The following is a 15478-nucleotide window of genomic DNA, read 5'->3' on the forward strand; positions in this document are numbered from 1 at the left end:
CTCCGTTACCTAATGACTCAGTCTAACGACCGTAGCCCTTAAGGTTTGCTTTTTTAAGTACATTGTCATATTGATGAGACATCAAATGTGTTTGTACTTGTGCCATAAAGTCCATTATCACAACTACTATAATTAGTAGTGATGTGCCGCCAAAATAAAAATTAACGTCCCATGCCATGATAATAAACTGAGGTACCAAACAGATAAAGGTAATATACATCGCACCAACTAAGGTTAAACGTGTCATTACTTTATCAATATATTTTGACGTTTGTTCACCAGGACGAATCCCAGGAATAAACGCACCAGATTTCTTAAGGTTATCTGCAGTTTCACGCGGATTGAAAACAAGAGCCGTGTAAAAGAAACAGAAAAATATTATCGCTGCAGCAAGTAACATTACATAAAGCGGCTGTCCTGGAGAAATAGCAAGAGATACTTCTTGTAGGAAATCAGCAACCATACCGTCACCTTGTCCGAACCAGCTCGCAAGCGTGCCTGGGAACAAGATAATACTTGAAGCGAAAATTGGTGGAATAACACCTGCCATATTTACTTTAAGTGGTAAATGTGTACTTTGCGCGGCAAACACCTTACGGCCTTGCTGACGCTTCGCGTAATTAACAACGATACGTCGTTGACCACGTTCCACAAATACTACAAAGAAAGTTGTAGCAAATATAATTACGCCAATTAGCAATAATACTAATAAGTGCAATTCACCTTGACGCGCCGCTTCTGCTGTTTGACCAACAGCTGACGGCATACCAGCAACAATACCTGCAAATATCAAAATAGAAATACCGTTACCAATACCACGTTCAGTAATTTGCTCACCTAACCACATTAAAAACATGGTACCAGTAACCAAACTCACTACCGCAGCAAAGTAGAACCCGAAACCTGCGTCCATTACTAGACCTGGCATCATTCCTGGTAAACTTTTTGCTATTGCAATTGATTGTACAGTCGCTAGAACTAAAGTGCCGTAGCGGGTGTATTGGCTGATCTTACGACGTCCAGCTTCACCTTCTTTTTTAAGCTCTGCCATTGCGGGATGAACCACAGTAAGCAATTGCATAATAATTGAAGCTGAGATGTACGGCATAATACCAAGTGCCAATACTGAGGCTCGCTCAAGTGCACCACCAGAGAACATGTTAAACATTTCTACAATGGTGCCCTTTTGTTGATCGAACAACTGAGCTAATACAGCGGCGTCAATACCAGGGATTGGCACAAATGATCCTAAACGAAACACAATAAGTGCGCCGAATACAAACCACAATCTTTGTTTAAGCTCAGACAAACCGCCTTGCGCTTTATTATCCATTCCTGGTGTAGCCATAACCGTACTATTCCTCGATTTTTCCGCCTGCTGCTTCAATAGCTGCACGAGCGCCTTTAGTAACACTTAAACCACGAACAGTAAGTGGACGTGTGATTTCACCAGAAAGCATGATTTTCACAGACACAATGTTACGTGTGATTAAGTTAGCATCTTTAAGGGCAAAGATATCGACAACATCACCAGTGATGTTGTTTAGCTCATGTAAACGTACTTCAGCGCGAACTAAAGATTTACGTGACGTGAAACCAAACTTAGGTAAACGTTGTTTCAATGGCATTTGACCACCTTCGAAACCAGGACGTACACTACCGCCAGAACGAGACTTCTGACCTTTGTGACCACGACCACCTGTTTTGCCTATGCCAGAACCAATACCACGACCACAGCGTTTCTTGGCTTTCTTAGCACCTGGTGCAGGAGATAAAGTATTTAAATGCATTATTAATCCTCCACCTTAATCATATAAGATACTTGATTGATCATACCACGTACAGCGGGAGTATCTTCTAACTCTACTGTATGACGGATACGACGTAAACCAAGACCTTTTAATGTAGCTCTATGCTTCGGTAAACGACCGATAGAACTTTTTAACTGAGTTATTCTAACTGTTTTAGCCATGCTCAATTACCCCAAAATGTCTGAAACGCTTTTGCCACGTTTAGCTGCAACAGCTTCAGGCGAATGCATATTCGCAAGAGCAGAAACAGTAGCGCGAACTACGTTGATTGGGTTGGTAGAACCGTATGCTTTTGACAATACGTTCTGTACGCCTGCAACTTCTAGTACTGCACGCATCGCGCCACCGGCGATGATACCTGTACCTTCAGAAGCTGGTTGCATGTAAACTTTAGAACCAGAGTGCTTGCCTTTGATAGCATGCTGAAGAGTAGTACCCTTCAAATCAACGGTTACTAAGTTACGACGTGCTTTTTCCATTGCTTTTTGGATTGCAGCAGGCACTTCACGTGCTTTACCGTAACCAAAACCAACGCGACCAGCGCCATCACCAACTACTGTTAGTGCTGTGAAACTGAAAATACGACCACCTTTAACCACTTTTGATACGCGGTTAACTGCGATTAGCTTTTCAGCCATATCACTTTGTTGTGAGTTTTCTTGATTATGATTAGCCATTATCAACCCCTAAAACTGAAGACCAGCTTCACGAGCTGCATCTGCTAACGCTTTCACGCGACCATGGTAACGGAAACCTGAACGGTCAAAAGCAACTTTAGAGATGCCTTTAGCTACTGCACGTTCTGCAATTGCTTTACCTACAGCCGTAGCTGCTTCAACGTTACCTGTTTTCTCTAACTGAGCACTAACTTCTTTGTCTAAAGTAGACGCTGATGCGATTACTTCAGAACCAGTTGGAGCGATCAATTGCGCGTAAATATGGCGAGGAGTACGGTGTACGACTAAACGATTCGCACCCAGCTCGCTAATTTTTGCACGAGCGCGTTTAGCGCGGCGCAAACGAGATGTTTTCTTATCCATCGTATTACCCTACTTTTTCTTAGCTTCTTTACGACGTACATTCTCATCGCTATAACGAATCCCTTTACCTTTATAAGGCTCAGGTTTACGATATGCACGAATGTTCGCTGCGGTTTGACCAACTAACTGCTTGTCAGCGCCTTTCAGCGTGATTTCAGTTTGGCTAGGAGTTTCAACGGTAATTCCTTCAGGAATTGCGTGGTCAACTGGGTGTGAAAAACCTAAAGATAAGTTCAAAGACTTACCAGCAGCTTTAGCACGGTAACCAACACCGTTTAACAACAATTTCTTTTCAAAACCCTTACTAACACCTTCAACCATATTATTGATTAAAGAGCGTACTGTACCGGCTTGAGCCCAAGCGCCTTTAACATCAGCAACGATTGTAGTGATGATGTTGTTTTCTTCTTGAGAAACAACAACGTCGCTATGGATCGTGTGAGATAATTCGCCAATTGGACCTTTAACTTTAATGTCTTGACCTGATAACGTAATAGTAACGCCAGCAGGGATTGCGACAGGTGCTTTTGCAACACGAGACATAATTCTGCTCCTTTACTCTACGAAACCAAGAACTTCACCGCCAAGACCCGCATTGCGAGCGGCGCGATCAGTCATAAGACCTTTAGAAGTAGAAATAATAGCGATACCCATGCCTGCTAATACTTTAGGAAGCTCTTGAGCTCCTTTGTATACGCGAAGACCTGGACGTGAAACACGTTTGATCACTTCAATTACTTCTTTACCTTCAAAATATTTCAATTCAACAGTTAGTTCAGGTTTAGCACCTTCAACAACTGAAAATTCTGAAATGTAACCTTCTTCTTTAAGCAAGTTGGCAAGTGCAACTTTAACCTTTGAAGATGGCATTGTAACTGCAGTCTTTGCTGCAGATTGACCGTTGCGGATGCGTGTAAACATGTCCGCGATAGGATCAGTCATCATAACCATTTACTCCCGTGAATTACCAACTAGCTTTCTTAAGACCTGGAACTTCACCGCGCATCATAGTTTCACGTAATTTAATACGGCTTAAACCGAATTTACGTAAGTAACCATGTGGACGGCCAGTAATGTTACAACGGTTACGTTGACGACTACTGCTCGAATCACGAGGTAATGCTTGAAGTTTCAATACTGCATCCCAGCGTTCTTCTTCAGAAGAATCTACACCGGAGATGATAGCTTTTAGTGCACTACGCTTTTCAGCATATTGAGCAACTAATTTGGTTCTTTTAGCTTCACGAGCTTTCATTGACGTTTTAGCCATAACTCTACACCTTCTTCTTAAATGGGAAGTTGAAGGCAGTCAATAATGCATGACCTTCTTCGTTGTCCTTCGCACTTGTAGTGATAGTGATATCCATTCCGCGAATTTTATCGATTTTATCGTAATCGATTTCAGGGAAAATGATCTGCTCACGTACGCCCATGCTGTAGTTACCACGACCATCGAATGACTTAGGATTCAAGCCACGGAAATCGCGGATACGAGGAATAGAAATAGAGATAAGACGCTCTAAAAATTCCCACATACGTTCGCCACGTAGAGTTACTTTTGTACCAATAGGGTACCCTTCACGAATCTTAAAGCCCGCTACTGATTTGCGTGCTACAGTCGTAACAGGTTTTTGACCTGAGATTGCAGTAAGATCATTTGTGGCATGTTCTAGTACTTTTTTATCAGCAATAGCTTCACCAACACCCATGTTAAGGGTGATCTTTTCAATCCGAGGGACTTGCATGACACTTTTGTATTCAAACTTCTTTTGAAGCTCTGCAACAATTGTATCTTTGTAAAAATCATGCAGTTTCGCCATCGTTTACTCCAATTATATTAATTCGTTATTAGATTTGAAAAAACGAACTTTTTTGCCGTCTTCATCTCTAAAACCAACACGATCTGCTTTCCCATTAGCTGGGTTAACAATTGCAATGTTGGAAACATGTAAAGGTGCTTCTTTTTCAACAATCCCACCAGGCTGCTGTAACTGAGGTACAGGCTTAGTGTGCTTTTTGATTAAGTTAATACCTTCAACAAATACTTTGCCTTCTTCAACAAGAACTTTGGTAACTTTACCAGTTTTTCCCTTGTCTTTGCCTGCAAGTACGATTACTTCATCATCACGACGAATCTTAGATGCCATTATCGTTACTCCTTAAAGTACTTCTGGTGCAAGTGAAACAATTTTCATGAATTTTTCATTACGAAGTTCACGAGTCACAGGACCGAAAATACGAGTACCAATTGGTTGTAAGTTAGCATTTAACATTACAGCCGCGTTTTCATCGAAACGGATAGTAGAACCATCAGAACGACGAACACCTTTCTTAGTGCGCACCACTACTGCAGTAAGAACATCACCTTTTTTAACTTTGCCGCGAGGATTTGATTCCTTCACTGCAATTTTAATGATGTCACCAATGCGTGCGTAGCGACGGTGCGAACCACCAAGAACCTTTATACATTGTACACGTCGAGCGCCGCTGTTATCAGCTACGTTCAATTGTGATTGCATTTGGATCATTTAATATGTCTCCGCTAAATTATCTTATAAAAGATTAAATTCAAGGCCAGAAATTTGACCCGTCACTGCCTTCTAAATCCCACTCACAATGAGAGGGCGCGAGATTATAACACCAGTTATTAAAAAGTGATACTTTATTTAGCTAAAAAATAACCACTATTAGGCATTTGGGCTCTCACATGACAACTTAACTTGCCACCCTGCACTACTTAAATAAGTAGAATCATAGAGATGAGGTTAAAAAGTGATAAATCAATGGCGGGGGTATTATTAAATTTCTGAACTGAGAATTGAATTTTTTTTTAATGTGCAGTAACAGCAAAACGTACTGCTATATAAGGGGAGTACTAAATATTTTATCGTAGAAAATAAAAAGGCCCTGCCGAAGCAGAGCCTTATCAAAGTACTTATTGTGAATTAGCGTCAGCGATTAAGCTTTTTCTAATACAGCAACCAAAGTCCAAGATTTACTCTTAGAAATTGGTGCACATTCACGAATAGATACTAAATCACCAGCTGCACATTGGTTAGTTTCATCATGCGCTTTCAACTTAGTTGAACGCGTCATAAACTTACCGTAGATTGGGTGCTTTACACGTCGTTCAATTAATACAGTGATAGACTTATCCATTTTATCACTGATAACACGACCTTGTAGTGTACGAATTTTAGCTTCGCTCATTACTTACCTGCCTTTTCAGTTATGATAGTCTTAACACGTGCAATATTGCGACGTACTGTTCTTAGCAAATGAGTTTGTGCTAATTGACCAGTGCTTGCTTGCATGCGGTAGTTAAACTGCTCGCGTAGTAAGCTTAGTAATTCTGCATTTAACTCTTCAATGCTTTTTTCTTTCAATTCGCTTGCTTTCATTACATCACCGTTCTAGTTACGAAAGTAGTTTTGAAAGGAAGTTTAGCTGCTGCTAAAGCAAATGCTTCACGAGCAATCTCTTCCGAAACACCTTCCATTTCATAAAGAACACGACCAGGAAGAATTTGACATACCCAATATTCCACTGAACCTTTACCTTTACCCATACGAACCTCAAGAGGTTTTTTGGTAATTGGCTTATCAGGGAATACGCGTATCCAAATTTTACCTTGACGCTTCACGTGACGAGTCATTGCTCGACGAGCCGCTTCAATTTGACGCGCAGTCATACGACCACGTTCCATTGATTTCAACCCGAAAGTACCGAAGCTAACTGAACTACCTACATGTGCAAGACCGCGGTTACGCAGTTTAAATTGCTTACGGAATTTAGTACGTTTTGGTTGTAACATTACTTAGCTCCTACTTAGGTTTACGGTTAGTTTTTCTTTTAGGCTTAGCAGCTGGTTGCTCTACTTGTAATGGCATTTTGCCAATTACTTCACCTTTAAAGATCCATACTTTGATACCAATAACACCATAAGTGGTATCAGCACGCGCAATTGAGTAATCAATGTCAGCACGTAAAGTGTGTAATGGAACACGACCTTCACGGTACCATTCAGCACGAGCAATATCTGCACCGCCTAAACGACCACTAACTTGAACTTTGATACCCTTAGCACCTAAACGCATAGCGTTTTGTACTGCACGTTTCATAGCACGACGGAACATTACACGACGCTCTAATTGGCTAGCGATACTGTCGGCAACAAGCTGCGAATCCATCTCTGGCTTACGTACTTCAGCAATGTTGATTTGAGCAGGAACACCAGCAATTTTAGAAACCGCTAAACGTAACTTTTCTACATCTTCGCCTTTCTTACCGATTACAACACCCGGACGAGCCGTGTGAATTGTAACGCGGATAGATTTAGCTGGACGTTCAATTACAATTTTTGATAACGAAGCACGTTTAAGTTTTTCAGTTAAATATTCACGAACCAAATGGTCACCGTGTAAATTATCTGCAAAATCTTTAGTGCTAGCAAACCATGTAGACGCGAAAGGTTTCGTGATACCTAGGCGTATACCGTTTGGATGTACTTTTTGACCCATACTAATATCTCCTAACTATCAGATACAATCACAGTAATGTGGCTTGTACGCTTAATAATGCGATCGGCGCGGCCTTTCGCACGTGGCATGATACGCTTCATTGTTGGACCATCGTCAACTGTAATAGTTTTAACGATTAGCTCATCAATGTCTGCACCTTCGTTGTGCTCAGCATTAGCAATTGCTGAATCAAGTACTTTTTTAACTAAAACTGCAGCAGATTTGTTGCTGAAAGTTAAAATTTCAAGTGCTTTTTCAACATGTAAGCCGCGGATTTGATCCACAACTAAACGTGCTTTTTGAGCAGAACCGCGGGCAAATTTATGTATAGCTTTAGCTTCCATTATAATTTTCCCTATCTCTTCGCTTTCTTATCCGCGACATGGCCACGGTAAGTACGAGTTGGTGCAAATTCACCTAGTTTGTGACCGATCATTTCATCAGTTACAAATACAGGTACGTGTTGACGGCCATTATGGACGGCGATGGTCAATCCGATCATCGTAGGGATGATCATTGAACGACGGGACCAAGTCTTAATTGGCTTTTTATTCCCGCTTTCCACCGCTGTCTCTACCTTCGTCAACAAGTGTAGGTCTATAAATGGACCTTTCTTGAGAGAACGTGGCATGGTGATTCCTCTTTAATTATGAGTACTATTTAGTACGACGACGTACGATAAATTTATCGGTACGCTTGTTAGAACGAGTCTTGTAACCCTTAGTTGGTACACCCCAAGGTGATACCGGATGACGACCGCCTGATGTTTTACCTTCACCACCACCGTGTGGGTGATCAACTGGGTTCATGGCAACACCACGAACAGTTGGGCGAACACCACGCCAGCGTGAAGCACCAGCTTTACCCAAAGAGCGAAGCATGTGTTCAGCGTTACCGATTTCACCTAAAGTAGCACGACAATCTGACTCAATTTTGCGCATTTCGCCGCTGCGAAGACGTAAAGTGACATAAGCACCGTCTTTCGCAACTAGCTGAGCGTAAGTACCAGCAGCACGTGCGATTTGAGCACCTTTACCTGGTTTAAGTTCGATTGCGTGTACAACACTACCTAATGGCGTGTTGCGAAGTGGTAAAGTGTTACCCGCTTTGATAGGAGCATCTACACCAGACTGGATTGAATCTCCAGCTTTTAAGCCTTTAGGGGCTAAGATGTAACGACGTTCACCATCTGCGTAAAGTACTAGTGCAATGTTTGCACTACGGTTTGGATCATATTCCAAACGCTCAACTTTTGCAGGGATACCATCTTTATTGCGTTTAAAGTCAACCATGCGGTAATGGTGCTTGTGACCACCACCAACGTGACGAACTGTAATACGACCAGTATTGTTACGACCACCAGACTTAGACTTAGTGTCTAATAATGGTGCGTAAGGCTTACCTTTATGCAACTCCGCGTTTACCACTTTAACAACGTGGCGACGACCCGGAGAAGTAGGTTTACATTTAACTATAGCCATTTTCGTAAACTCCTATGATTCCGCGCCGACGAAGTCGATGTCGCTGCCTTCAGCAAGAGTAACGTATGCTTTTTTCCAATCGCTTCTGCGACCAAAACGAGCACCAGTACGTTTCACTTTACCTTTAACATTTAATGTGCGAACACCGTCAACTGAAACTTCGAAAAGTTTCTCAACAGCAGCTTTGATTTCAGCTTTAGTAGCAGTAGTAGCAACTTTGAAAACAACAGTGTTGTTTGCTTCAGCAGCCATAGTGCTTTTCTCAGAAATGTTTGGTGCTAAAAGCACTTTCAGTAAACGTTCGTCGTTTATCATCCTAACATCTCCTCAAGTTGTTTAACTGCAGACGCAGTCATCAAAACTTTTTCGAAACCAACCAAGCTAACAGGGTCAATACCATCTACGTCACGAACGTCAACTTTGTATAAGTTACGTGCTGATAAGAACAAGTTCTCATCAACTTCTGGAGTAACGATTAATACGTCTTTTAACTCCAAACCGTTTAGTTTAGCTACTAACTCTTTAGTTTTTGGTGTTTCAACTGCAAAATTTTCTACCACTACTAAGCGTTCTTGACGAACTAACTCAGAAAGGATGCTTTTGATCGCACCACGGTACATTTTACGGTTTACTTTTTGGCTGTGATCCTGTGGCTTAGCAGCGAATGTTACGCCACCTGTACGCCAGATTGGACCACGACTTGTACCAGCACGTGCACGGCCAGTACCTTTTTGACGCCATGGTTTTGCGCCACCGCCGCTAACTTCTGAACGAGTTTTTTGAGCACGAGTACCTGCACGAGCACCAGCTGCGTATGCAACTACTACTTGGTGTACTAAAGCTTCATTAAACTCAAGTCCAAAGGTTGCTTCAGAAACTTCAAGAGCGCCTGAAGCGTCTTTTAATGCTAATTCCATCACAAATCTCCTTGGACTAGGCTTTAACAGCTGGCTTGATGATTACATTGCCGTTGATAGCACCCGGAACTGCACCTTTAATAAGGAGCAAGTTACGTTCTGCATCGACACGAACCAATTCAAGGTTTTGCGTAGTAACTTTCGCAGCACCCATGTGACCAGACATTTTTTTACCTTTAAAAACACGACCTGGTGTTTGACACATACCTATCGAACCGTTTGAACGGTGAGATAGTGAGTTACCATGAGTTGCATCTTGCATTGAAAAATTCCAACGTTTAATACCACCTTGGAAACCTTTACCTTTTGAGGTGCCAGTAACATCCACTAGTTTCGTGTCATTGAATAGCTCAACAGTGATTTCACTGCCAGCTTCAAGACCTTCGCCTTCATTTGCATTTAAGCGGAATTCCCACAGGCCACGACCTGCTTCGATACCAGCTTTAGCAAAATGTCCGGCTGTTGGCTTGTTAGTACGATTAGCTTTTTTGCTACCCGTAGTAACTTGAAGCGCTGAATAACCATCATTGTCAACAGTTTTAACCTGAGCAATACGGTTCGCTTCAACTTCTAGGACTGTAACAGGAGTAGAAACACCATCTTCAGAGAAGATGCGAGTCATACCCACTTTACGTCCAACTAGACCTATAGTCATGTTAAAACTCCTATTAACCCAAGCTAATTTGAACGTCAACACCAGCTGCAAGATCTAAACGCATTAATGCGTCTACAGTCTTCTCAGTTGGCTCTACGATATCAATCATGCGTTTGTGAGTACGAATTTCGTACTGATCACGTGCATCTTTGTTAACGTGTGGTGAAGTCAAGATAGTAAAACGTTCTTTGCGAGTAGGAAGTGGAATTGGACCACGAACCTGTGCGCCAGTACGTTTTGCAGTATCAACGATTTCAGCTGTTGATTGATCAATCAAACGATGATCGAACGCTTTCAAACGAATGCGAATTCTTTGATTTGACATTAAGACAAATCCCCATTTTAAAGAACAACAAAATACAGCCCATCACCTTTTTTATGTAAAAGGGGGGAGTATCGCTATAACATTCAACTCCAAATCGGAGTTGCTGTGTGCGTTAACTATTAATTTAAAACTAATACGATAACTAATAAACACGAAGAGACTAACTCGACGTGGAGGCGTATTATACAGAGACAGATGATAATTTCAACTATTATATTAACACACGGAAGATACACTAACTTAGAGTAAATTATGCAATAACTACGCTTAGCCTTAACTAGGTATTCGAATATGATTTCACAGTTAAGTGTTCATAATTACCTTTAAATCTTATTCACTACACTTTTACAATTTATAACAGCCTACACCTATATATAAGCAGAAGAATTGAGCTATTAGAATTTCAAAAAATATGCAGTTCTCACTTACTATTAAGTCGATAAGCTACTTTTTTGCTTGTTTTTTTATCAAATTTGTAAACTTCAATAATTTTTTATGTCGATCCTTGTTGAGTAATGGTATACTCGCGCGCAAATTTTCAACAATTCCACTTTTTTAGTGATTCAATTAAATAGAGTAAAGTAATGGCAGATTTATCCAAATACAGAAATATTGGTATCTTCGCTCACGTTGATGCTGGTAAAACAACAACAACTGAGCGTATCCTTAAATTAACTGGTCAGATCCATAAAACTGGTGAAGTACATGATGGTGAGTCTACAACTGACTTCATGGAACAAGAAGCTGAGCGCGGTATTACTATCCAGTCTGCTGCAGTAAGCTGTTTTTGGAACGATCACCGTTTCAACGTTATTGATACTCCTGGTCACGTTGATTTCACAGTTGAAGTTTACCGTTCACTTAAAGTACTTGATGGTGGTGTTGGTGTATTCTGTGGTTCTGGTGGTGTTGAACCGCAATCAGAAACTAACTGGCGTTATGCGAATGACTCAGAAGTTGCCCGTATTATCTTTGTTAACAAATTAGACCGTTTAGGTGCTGATTTTTACCGTGTTGTTAAGCAGACTAAAGACGTATTAGGTGCTAACCCACTTGTTATGGTGTTGCCAATTGGTACTGAAGATGAATTTGTTGGTGTTGTTGACCTTCTTACCCGTAAAGCTTGGGTATGGGATGACACTGGTCTTCCAGAAAACTTTGAAATCACTGATGTTCCTGCGGACATGGTTGATCAAGTAGAAGAATACCGTGAAATGCTTCTTGAAACTGCTCTTGAGCAAGATGATGAGCTTTTCGAAGCATATCTAGAAGAAGGTACTGAACCTTCAATGGAAGACATCAAGCGTTGTATCCGTAAAGGTACACGTACTATGGACTTTTTCCCAACTTACTGTGGTTCTGCATTTAAAAACAAAGGTGTTCAAAATATTCTTGACGCTGTTGTTGATTACTTGCCTTCACCAACAGAAGTTGATGCTCAACCACTTACTGATGAAGAAGGTGAGCCTACTGGTGCACACGCAATCGTTTCTGCTGATGAAACATTTAAAGCGTTAGCATTCAAAATCACTGATGACCGTTTTGGTACATTAACTTTCGTACGTATCTACTCAGGTACATTGAAGAAAGGCGATACCATTCTTAACGCTGCAACAGGTAAAACTGAGCGTGTTGGTCGTATGTGTGAAATGCAAGCCGATGATCGTAACGAACTAACTTCAGCACAAGCCGGTGATATCATCGCGATTGTTGGTATGAAGAGTGGCGTTCAAACAGGTCATACTTTATGTGATCCTAAAGACCCAATTGTTTTAGAAGCAATGGTATTCCCTAAGCCTGTAATTTCAATTTCAGTAACACCAAAAGATAAAGGTTCAACTGAGAAAATGGGTATCGCAATTGGTAAAATGGTTGCTGAAGATCCTACGTTTAAAGTTGAAACTGATGAAGATTCAGGTGAAACAATCTTATCTGGTATGGGTGAGCTTCACTTAGACATCAAAGTAGATATCCTTAAACGTACTTACGGTGTTGAATTAGCAGTTGGTAAACCACAGGTTGCTTACCGTGAAACTATTACGCAAGAAATTGATGATAGCTACACACATAAGAAACAATCTGGTGGTTCTGGTCAATTTGGTAAAATTGATTACATCATCCGTCCAGGTGAGCCAAACTCAGGTTTCACATTCTCATCAAAAGTTGTTGGTGGTAATGTTCCTAAAGAATTCTTCCCGGCTATCGAGAAAGGTTTCAAGGGTATGATGGATACTGGTACTCTTGCTGGTTTCCCTGTATTAGACGTTGAAGTTGAATTATACGACGGTGGCTTCCACGCGGTTGATTCATCTGCTGTTGCCTTTGAACTTGCTGCTCGTGGTGCATTCCGTCAGTCAATTCCAAAAGCTGGTGCTCAGTTAATCGAACCTATCATGAAAGTTGATGTGTTTACGCCTGATGATCACGTTGGTGATGTTATTGGTGATTTAAACCGTCGTCGTGGCATGATCGGCGGTCAAGACGCTGGTGTTTCTGGTGTTCGTATTAAAGCTGACGTACCTCTTTCTGAAATGTTCGGTTACATCGGATCGTTACGTACAATGACATCAGGTCGTGGTCAATTCTCAATGGAATTTAGCCACTACTCTCCATGTCCAAATAACGTAGCAGAAGCCGTTATTGCTGAAGTAAAAGAATTAGCAGCAGCAAAAGCTAAAGCTAAAAAGTAATCTAACTACTTTTTAATGTTTTTAAAAAGGATGCTTCGGCATCCTTTTTTATGTCTTCAATTTAGCTTATAACTCTTGTTGGCAATTATTCAATCATGAATAAACAACCACTTCTTATACTTTCAGTGTAAGTAACTTATCAATGTCATTTTCCTGCAGTTTTCTGCATTGATACAAAATAGCTATTCAAATATCTACAATGACAACATTATTGAATAATTCAAAATTCGTTCTAGTTATGAAAATGAACAGCGCAACTTTAGCCAATTCCCTTCTCAGCATTAAATATAAATTTTCTAGCAATTTACCGGTGACAGCCAAAAATCATTGGAACTGACGTCGCGCAGGGACAAGCGTTAGGCAGGTATGAAAAACTGAAATATATACTCCAGCTCTAGCTATATGGATGCAACAAGGGTGCTCCGTCCCTTGAATGTTGTCAGTACACCAACAACATATCAAATAATAGAATCTAAAAAACTTTAGCCTGTGACGTTATTGCTTATCTAACCGTAACAAATATAAAGAAAGGACATAAGGGCGGTCACAGCTAGTTACCTCCACTTCCGTCCCCAAAGAAATAAAACCCTAAACAACGACTATGGTTAGGCTTGATTATAGCCATTATAAAGTAGCAAGGTTACGGCTCCATGTAATTATCATATATTTTTTGAAACGTTCTATTTTCTTTGATTTTTTTCAGTCCTAAATTAAAGTCATCTCTAACTCTTTTATCTCTAAAAACTGGGCGATAATCCTCTAGGTTAGTGATGTTAAATATATGCTCATCGACTTCATTTATTTCTAGAGCGTTCATTAGCATCATCTGTTTAACAAAGTATTTGAAAATATAACGGTCACTCAATACCACATCATATCGGCCAAAGTTCAGTAGTTTCACTTGGGCTAATTGGTCGCTAATACCATAAAATCTTTTTTCATCTTTTACTTTTCTTAACCATTTTTGATATCTTTTTTCAGCTCCTTGAAAAGATACAACGGTTTACTGATCCAAATCACTAGGCTTTTCTATAATAATTTTTCTGCTTTTCATAGTAATAAAAACATTGTTATAGATCACCGCAGGATCAGCATAGAATCCCCCGTTAGTTTCTAGGTTTACGCCCATGTCACCCATTGCCGCGTCAACTAGTTTATTAGTAAAAGCTATGGGAATACGACCTAAAGGAAAATATAGCGGTTTTAGCGTATGACCTTTATAAGCCAACGCTGCGGAAATAATATCTATCTCAATACCCCTATCGTTTTTCTGGAATATGTAAGGCGGAATTTCTTGACTAAACGCCATCAAAACTTCTTTAGCGACTGTTAAACATGACAACAATGTGCAGAACAAAAGTATGCTGTATTTTAATTTTGGAAATTTCATTATAAAACTTAGATACTGTAAGTATGACTACTAATATATGGCATCCATTATAATATGCATATTGAACTAAATAATAATTAGATTTCCTGAATAACAGTGCAACTACCCTATTCCTCCTGATTAAAATTTTAGAATAGAAACCGTCTTCTTTATAATATATCCAGACTTCACCACCAACCCCTCGACAACAAGAAAGGTGTCGAAGCATCCACTTTATCTAAGTTCTCCTGAGAACTAAAACCAACCTTCTCTCAAAAGAGCATGAATCCATGCATACTTCAAGGTAAGAGTAAATACAACAGCCGCGGTATAACCTGACTAAATTTTTAACCATTAAAAAAAGATGCCAAAACACCCTTTTCATCTAAGTTCTCTTGAGAATTAAAATCGACCTTTTTTCAAAAGAGAACGAATCCATGCAGTCTTTAAGGCAAGAGCCGATACAACACCAGTGGTCGTAGCCTGATTGAATTTTAGTCATTAAAAAAGGATGCCGAAGCATCCTTTTTATCTAAGTTCTCGTGAGAACTAAAATCAACCTTTTCTCAAAAGAGCATGAGTCCATGCATACTTTAAGGTAAGAGTAGATGCAACAGCCGCGGTATAACCTAATTAAACTTTAGTTATTAAAAAAGGATGCCGAAGCATC

The 15478-nt window shown here is 40.4% G+C and carries 25 protein-coding genes; 1 reads left to right on the forward strand and 24 read right to left on the reverse strand.

The features are described from left to right. Positions 1-22: 22 nt before the first annotated feature. The 22 genes from secY to rpsJ all read right to left on the reverse strand — a co-directional run bounded on the left by secY (position 23) and on the right by rpsJ (position 10749). On the reverse strand, positions 23-1348 hold the full coding sequence (secY, locus tag B7C41_RS18410; RefSeq protein ID WP_085300444.1) for a preprotein translocase subunit SecY: 1326 nt from the start codon (positions 1346-1348) through the stop codon (positions 23-25). Positions 1349-1355: 7 nt separating this feature from the next. Continuing rightward, a complete protein-coding gene (gene rplO, locus B7C41_RS18415) occupies positions 1356-1790 on the reverse strand; it encodes a 50S ribosomal protein L15 (protein ID WP_085300445.1) in 435 nt (144 codons plus the stop codon). Between the two features lie 2 nt (positions 1791-1792). Beyond that, positions 1793-1972, reverse strand: coding sequence for a 50S ribosomal protein L30 (gene rpmD / locus B7C41_RS18420; RefSeq protein ID WP_085300446.1), 180 nt, complete (start codon positions 1970-1972; stop codon positions 1793-1795). A gap of 6 nt (positions 1973-1978) precedes the next feature. Further along, positions 1979-2488, reverse strand: coding sequence for a 30S ribosomal protein S5 (gene rpsE, locus B7C41_RS18425; RefSeq protein ID WP_077287471.1), 510 nt, complete (start codon positions 2486-2488; stop codon positions 1979-1981). A 9-nt stretch (positions 2489-2497) separates the two neighbouring features. Further along, entirely contained in the window at positions 2498-2851 is a 354-nt protein-coding gene (gene rplR, locus B7C41_RS18430; RefSeq protein ID WP_085300447.1) for a 50S ribosomal protein L18, read from the reverse strand. A gap of 9 nt (positions 2852-2860) precedes the next feature. Next, entirely contained in the window at positions 2861-3394 is a 534-nt protein-coding gene (gene rplF / locus B7C41_RS18435) for a 50S ribosomal protein L6 (protein ID WP_085300448.1), read from the reverse strand. Positions 3395-3406: 12 nt separating this feature from the next. Continuing rightward, positions 3407-3796 (reverse strand): 30S ribosomal protein S8, encoded by a 390-nt coding sequence (gene rpsH / locus B7C41_RS18440; protein WP_143764475.1) that lies wholly within the window; start codon positions 3794-3796, stop codon positions 3407-3409. Between the two features lie 19 nt (positions 3797-3815). Beyond that, positions 3816-4121, reverse strand: a complete 306-nt coding sequence (rpsN, locus tag B7C41_RS18445; protein WP_085300450.1) for a 30S ribosomal protein S14 — start codon at positions 4119-4121, stop codon at positions 3816-3818. 4 nt (positions 4122-4125) lie between these two features. Further along, the gene (rplE, locus tag B7C41_RS18450) at positions 4126-4671 is read right to left on the reverse strand and encodes a 50S ribosomal protein L5 (protein ID WP_085300451.1); all 546 of its coding nucleotides are present in this window, start codon (positions 4669-4671) and stop codon (positions 4126-4128) included. Positions 4672-4683: 12 nt separating this feature from the next. Then, on the reverse strand, positions 4684-4998 hold the full coding sequence (gene rplX / locus B7C41_RS18455) for a 50S ribosomal protein L24 (protein ID WP_085300452.1): 315 nt from the start codon (positions 4996-4998) through the stop codon (positions 4684-4686). Between the two features lie 12 nt (positions 4999-5010). After that, entirely contained in the window at positions 5011-5379 is a 369-nt protein-coding gene (gene rplN, locus B7C41_RS18460) for a 50S ribosomal protein L14 (RefSeq protein ID WP_070375069.1), read from the reverse strand. Between the two features lie 430 nt (positions 5380-5809). Then, a complete protein-coding gene (gene rpsQ, locus B7C41_RS18465) occupies positions 5810-6061 on the reverse strand; it encodes a 30S ribosomal protein S17 (protein WP_085300453.1) in 252 nt (83 codons plus the stop codon). Next, complete coding sequence (rpmC, locus tag B7C41_RS18470) at positions 6061-6252, reverse strand: 50S ribosomal protein L29 (protein ID WP_085300454.1); 192 nt, start codon at positions 6250-6252, stop codon at positions 6061-6063. Before rpmC ends, rpsQ begins: the two co-directional genes overlap by 1 nt. Beyond that, entirely contained in the window at positions 6252-6665 is a 414-nt protein-coding gene (gene rplP, locus B7C41_RS18475; protein ID WP_085300455.1) for a 50S ribosomal protein L16, read from the reverse strand. The genes rpmC and rplP overlap by 1 nt, the downstream gene beginning before the upstream one ends. 10 nt (positions 6666-6675) lie before the next feature. Then, on the reverse strand, positions 6676-7371 hold the full coding sequence (gene rpsC / locus B7C41_RS18480; protein ID WP_085300456.1) for a 30S ribosomal protein S3: 696 nt from the start codon (positions 7369-7371) through the stop codon (positions 6676-6678). A gap of 11 nt (positions 7372-7382) precedes the next feature. Continuing rightward, positions 7383-7715, reverse strand: a complete 333-nt coding sequence (gene rplV, locus B7C41_RS18485) for a 50S ribosomal protein L22 (RefSeq protein ID WP_085300457.1) — start codon at positions 7713-7715, stop codon at positions 7383-7385. Between the two features lie 11 nt (positions 7716-7726). Further along, positions 7727-8002 (reverse strand): 30S ribosomal protein S19, encoded by a 276-nt coding sequence (gene rpsS / locus B7C41_RS18490; protein ID WP_081151044.1) that lies wholly within the window; start codon positions 8000-8002, stop codon positions 7727-7729. A gap of 25 nt (positions 8003-8027) precedes the next feature. Continuing rightward, positions 8028-8852 (reverse strand): 50S ribosomal protein L2, encoded by an 825-nt coding sequence (rplB, locus tag B7C41_RS18495; protein WP_085300458.1) that lies wholly within the window; start codon positions 8850-8852, stop codon positions 8028-8030. A gap of 12 nt (positions 8853-8864) precedes the next feature. Beyond that, positions 8865-9167, reverse strand: a complete 303-nt coding sequence (gene rplW, locus B7C41_RS18500) for a 50S ribosomal protein L23 (protein WP_085300459.1) — start codon at positions 9165-9167, stop codon at positions 8865-8867. Then, the gene (gene rplD / locus B7C41_RS18505; RefSeq protein ID WP_085300460.1) at positions 9164-9769 is read right to left on the reverse strand and encodes a 50S ribosomal protein L4; all 606 of its coding nucleotides are present in this window, start codon (positions 9767-9769) and stop codon (positions 9164-9166) included. The genes rplW and rplD overlap by 4 nt, the downstream gene beginning before the upstream one ends. Positions 9770-9785: 16 nt before the next feature. Further along, entirely contained in the window at positions 9786-10424 is a 639-nt protein-coding gene (gene rplC, locus B7C41_RS18510) for a 50S ribosomal protein L3 (protein ID WP_085300461.1), read from the reverse strand. A gap of 13 nt (positions 10425-10437) precedes the next feature. Further along, complete coding sequence (gene rpsJ / locus B7C41_RS18515; protein ID WP_070375080.1) at positions 10438-10749, reverse strand: 30S ribosomal protein S10; 312 nt, start codon at positions 10747-10749, stop codon at positions 10438-10440. A gap of 584 nt (positions 10750-11333) precedes the next feature. On the opposite strand from rpsJ, the gene fusA reads away from it, so the two are divergent. Continuing rightward, positions 11334-13439 (forward strand): elongation factor G, encoded by a 2106-nt coding sequence (gene fusA / locus B7C41_RS18520; RefSeq protein WP_085300462.1) that lies wholly within the window; start codon positions 11334-11336, stop codon positions 13437-13439. Positions 13440-14079: 640 nt separating this feature from the next. Here fusA and B7C41_RS20700 read toward each other — a convergent pair. Further along, positions 14080-14256, reverse strand: coding sequence for a hypothetical protein (locus tag B7C41_RS20700; protein WP_407919564.1), 177 nt, complete (start codon positions 14254-14256; stop codon positions 14080-14082). Positions 14257-14442: 186 nt separating this feature from the next. Beyond that, the gene (locus B7C41_RS20460) at positions 14443-14748 is read right to left on the reverse strand and encodes a hypothetical protein (protein ID WP_235839777.1); all 306 of its coding nucleotides are present in this window, start codon (positions 14746-14748) and stop codon (positions 14443-14445) included. Between the last annotated feature and the right edge of the window lie 730 nt (positions 14749-15478).

It is taken from the genome of Cognaticolwellia mytili, assembly GCF_002104475.1.
Classification (GTDB): Bacteria; Pseudomonadota; Gammaproteobacteria; order Enterobacterales; family Alteromonadaceae; genus Cognaticolwellia; species Cognaticolwellia mytili.

Excerpts from the sequence above, each read along its gene's own strand:
- rpsS (WP_081151044.1), bottom strand. The coding sequence starts at position 8,002 with ATGCCACGTTCTCTCAAGAAAGGTCCATTTATAGACCTACACTTGTTG.
- rpmD (WP_085300446.1), bottom strand. The coding sequence starts at position 1,972 with ATGGCTAAAACAGTTAGAATAACTCAGTTAAAAAGTTCTATCGGTCGT.
- rpsQ (WP_085300453.1), bottom strand. The coding sequence starts at position 6,061 with ATGAGCGAAGCTAAAATTCGTACACTACAAGGTCGTGTTATCAGTGAT.
- rplR (WP_085300447.1), bottom strand. The coding sequence starts at position 2,851 with ATGGATAAGAAAACATCTCGTTTGCGCCGCGCTAAACGCGCTCGTGCA.
- rpsJ (WP_070375080.1), bottom strand. The coding sequence starts at position 10,749 with ATGTCAAATCAAAGAATTCGCATTCGTTTGAAAGCGTTCGATCATCGT.
- rplO (WP_085300445.1), bottom strand. The coding sequence starts at position 1,790 with ATGCATTTAAATACTTTATCTCCTGCACCAGGTGCTAAGAAAGCCAAG.
- rplC (WP_085300461.1), bottom strand. The coding sequence starts at position 10,424 with ATGACTATAGGTCTAGTTGGACGTAAAGTGGGTATGACTCGCATCTTC.
- rplF (WP_085300448.1), bottom strand. The coding sequence starts at position 3,394 with ATGTCTCGTGTTGCAAAAGCACCTGTCGCAATCCCTGCTGGCGTTACT.
- B7C41_RS20700 (WP_407919564.1), bottom strand. The coding sequence starts at position 14,256 with ATGAACGCTCTAGAAATAAATGAAGTCGATGAGCATATATTTAACATC.
- rplE (WP_085300451.1), bottom strand. The coding sequence starts at position 4,671 with ATGGCGAAACTGCATGATTTTTACAAAGATACAATTGTTGCAGAGCTT.
- fusA (WP_085300462.1), top strand. The coding sequence starts at position 11,334 with ATGGCAGATTTATCCAAATACAGAAATATTGGTATCTTCGCTCACGTT.
- rplW (WP_085300459.1), bottom strand. The coding sequence starts at position 9,167 with ATGATAAACGACGAACGTTTACTGAAAGTGCTTTTAGCACCAAACATT.
- rplP (WP_085300455.1), bottom strand. The coding sequence starts at position 6,665 with ATGTTACAACCAAAACGTACTAAATTCCGTAAGCAATTTAAACTGCGT.
- rpsN (WP_085300450.1), bottom strand. The coding sequence starts at position 4,121 with ATGGCTAAAACGTCAATGAAAGCTCGTGAAGCTAAAAGAACCAAATTA.
- rplN (WP_070375069.1), bottom strand. The coding sequence starts at position 5,379 with ATGATCCAAATGCAATCACAATTGAACGTAGCTGATAACAGCGGCGCT.
- rpmC (WP_085300454.1), bottom strand. The coding sequence starts at position 6,252 with ATGAAAGCAAGCGAATTGAAAGAAAAAAGCATTGAAGAGTTAAATGCA.
- rpsE (WP_077287471.1), bottom strand. The coding sequence starts at position 2,488 with ATGGCTAATCATAATCAAGAAAACTCACAACAAAGTGATATGGCTGAA.
- rplB (WP_085300458.1), bottom strand. The coding sequence starts at position 8,852 with ATGGCTATAGTTAAATGTAAACCTACTTCTCCGGGTCGTCGCCACGTT.
- rplX (WP_085300452.1), bottom strand. The coding sequence starts at position 4,998 with ATGGCATCTAAGATTCGTCGTGATGATGAAGTAATCGTACTTGCAGGC.
- rplD (WP_085300460.1), bottom strand. The coding sequence starts at position 9,769 with ATGGAATTAGCATTAAAAGACGCTTCAGGCGCTCTTGAAGTTTCTGAA.
- B7C41_RS20460 (WP_235839777.1), bottom strand. The coding sequence starts at position 14,748 with ATGGCGTTTAGTCAAGAAATTCCGCCTTACATATTCCAGAAAAACGAT.
- rpsH (WP_143764475.1), bottom strand. The coding sequence starts at position 3,796 with ATGATGACTGATCCTATCGCGGACATGTTTACACGCATCCGCAACGGT.
- secY (WP_085300444.1), bottom strand. The coding sequence starts at position 1,348 with ATGGCTACACCAGGAATGGATAATAAAGCGCAAGGCGGTTTGTCTGAG.
- rplV (WP_085300457.1), bottom strand. The coding sequence starts at position 7,715 with ATGGAAGCTAAAGCTATACATAAATTTGCCCGCGGTTCTGCTCAAAAA.
- rpsC (WP_085300456.1), bottom strand. The coding sequence starts at position 7,371 with ATGGGTCAAAAAGTACATCCAAACGGTATACGCCTAGGTATCACGAAA.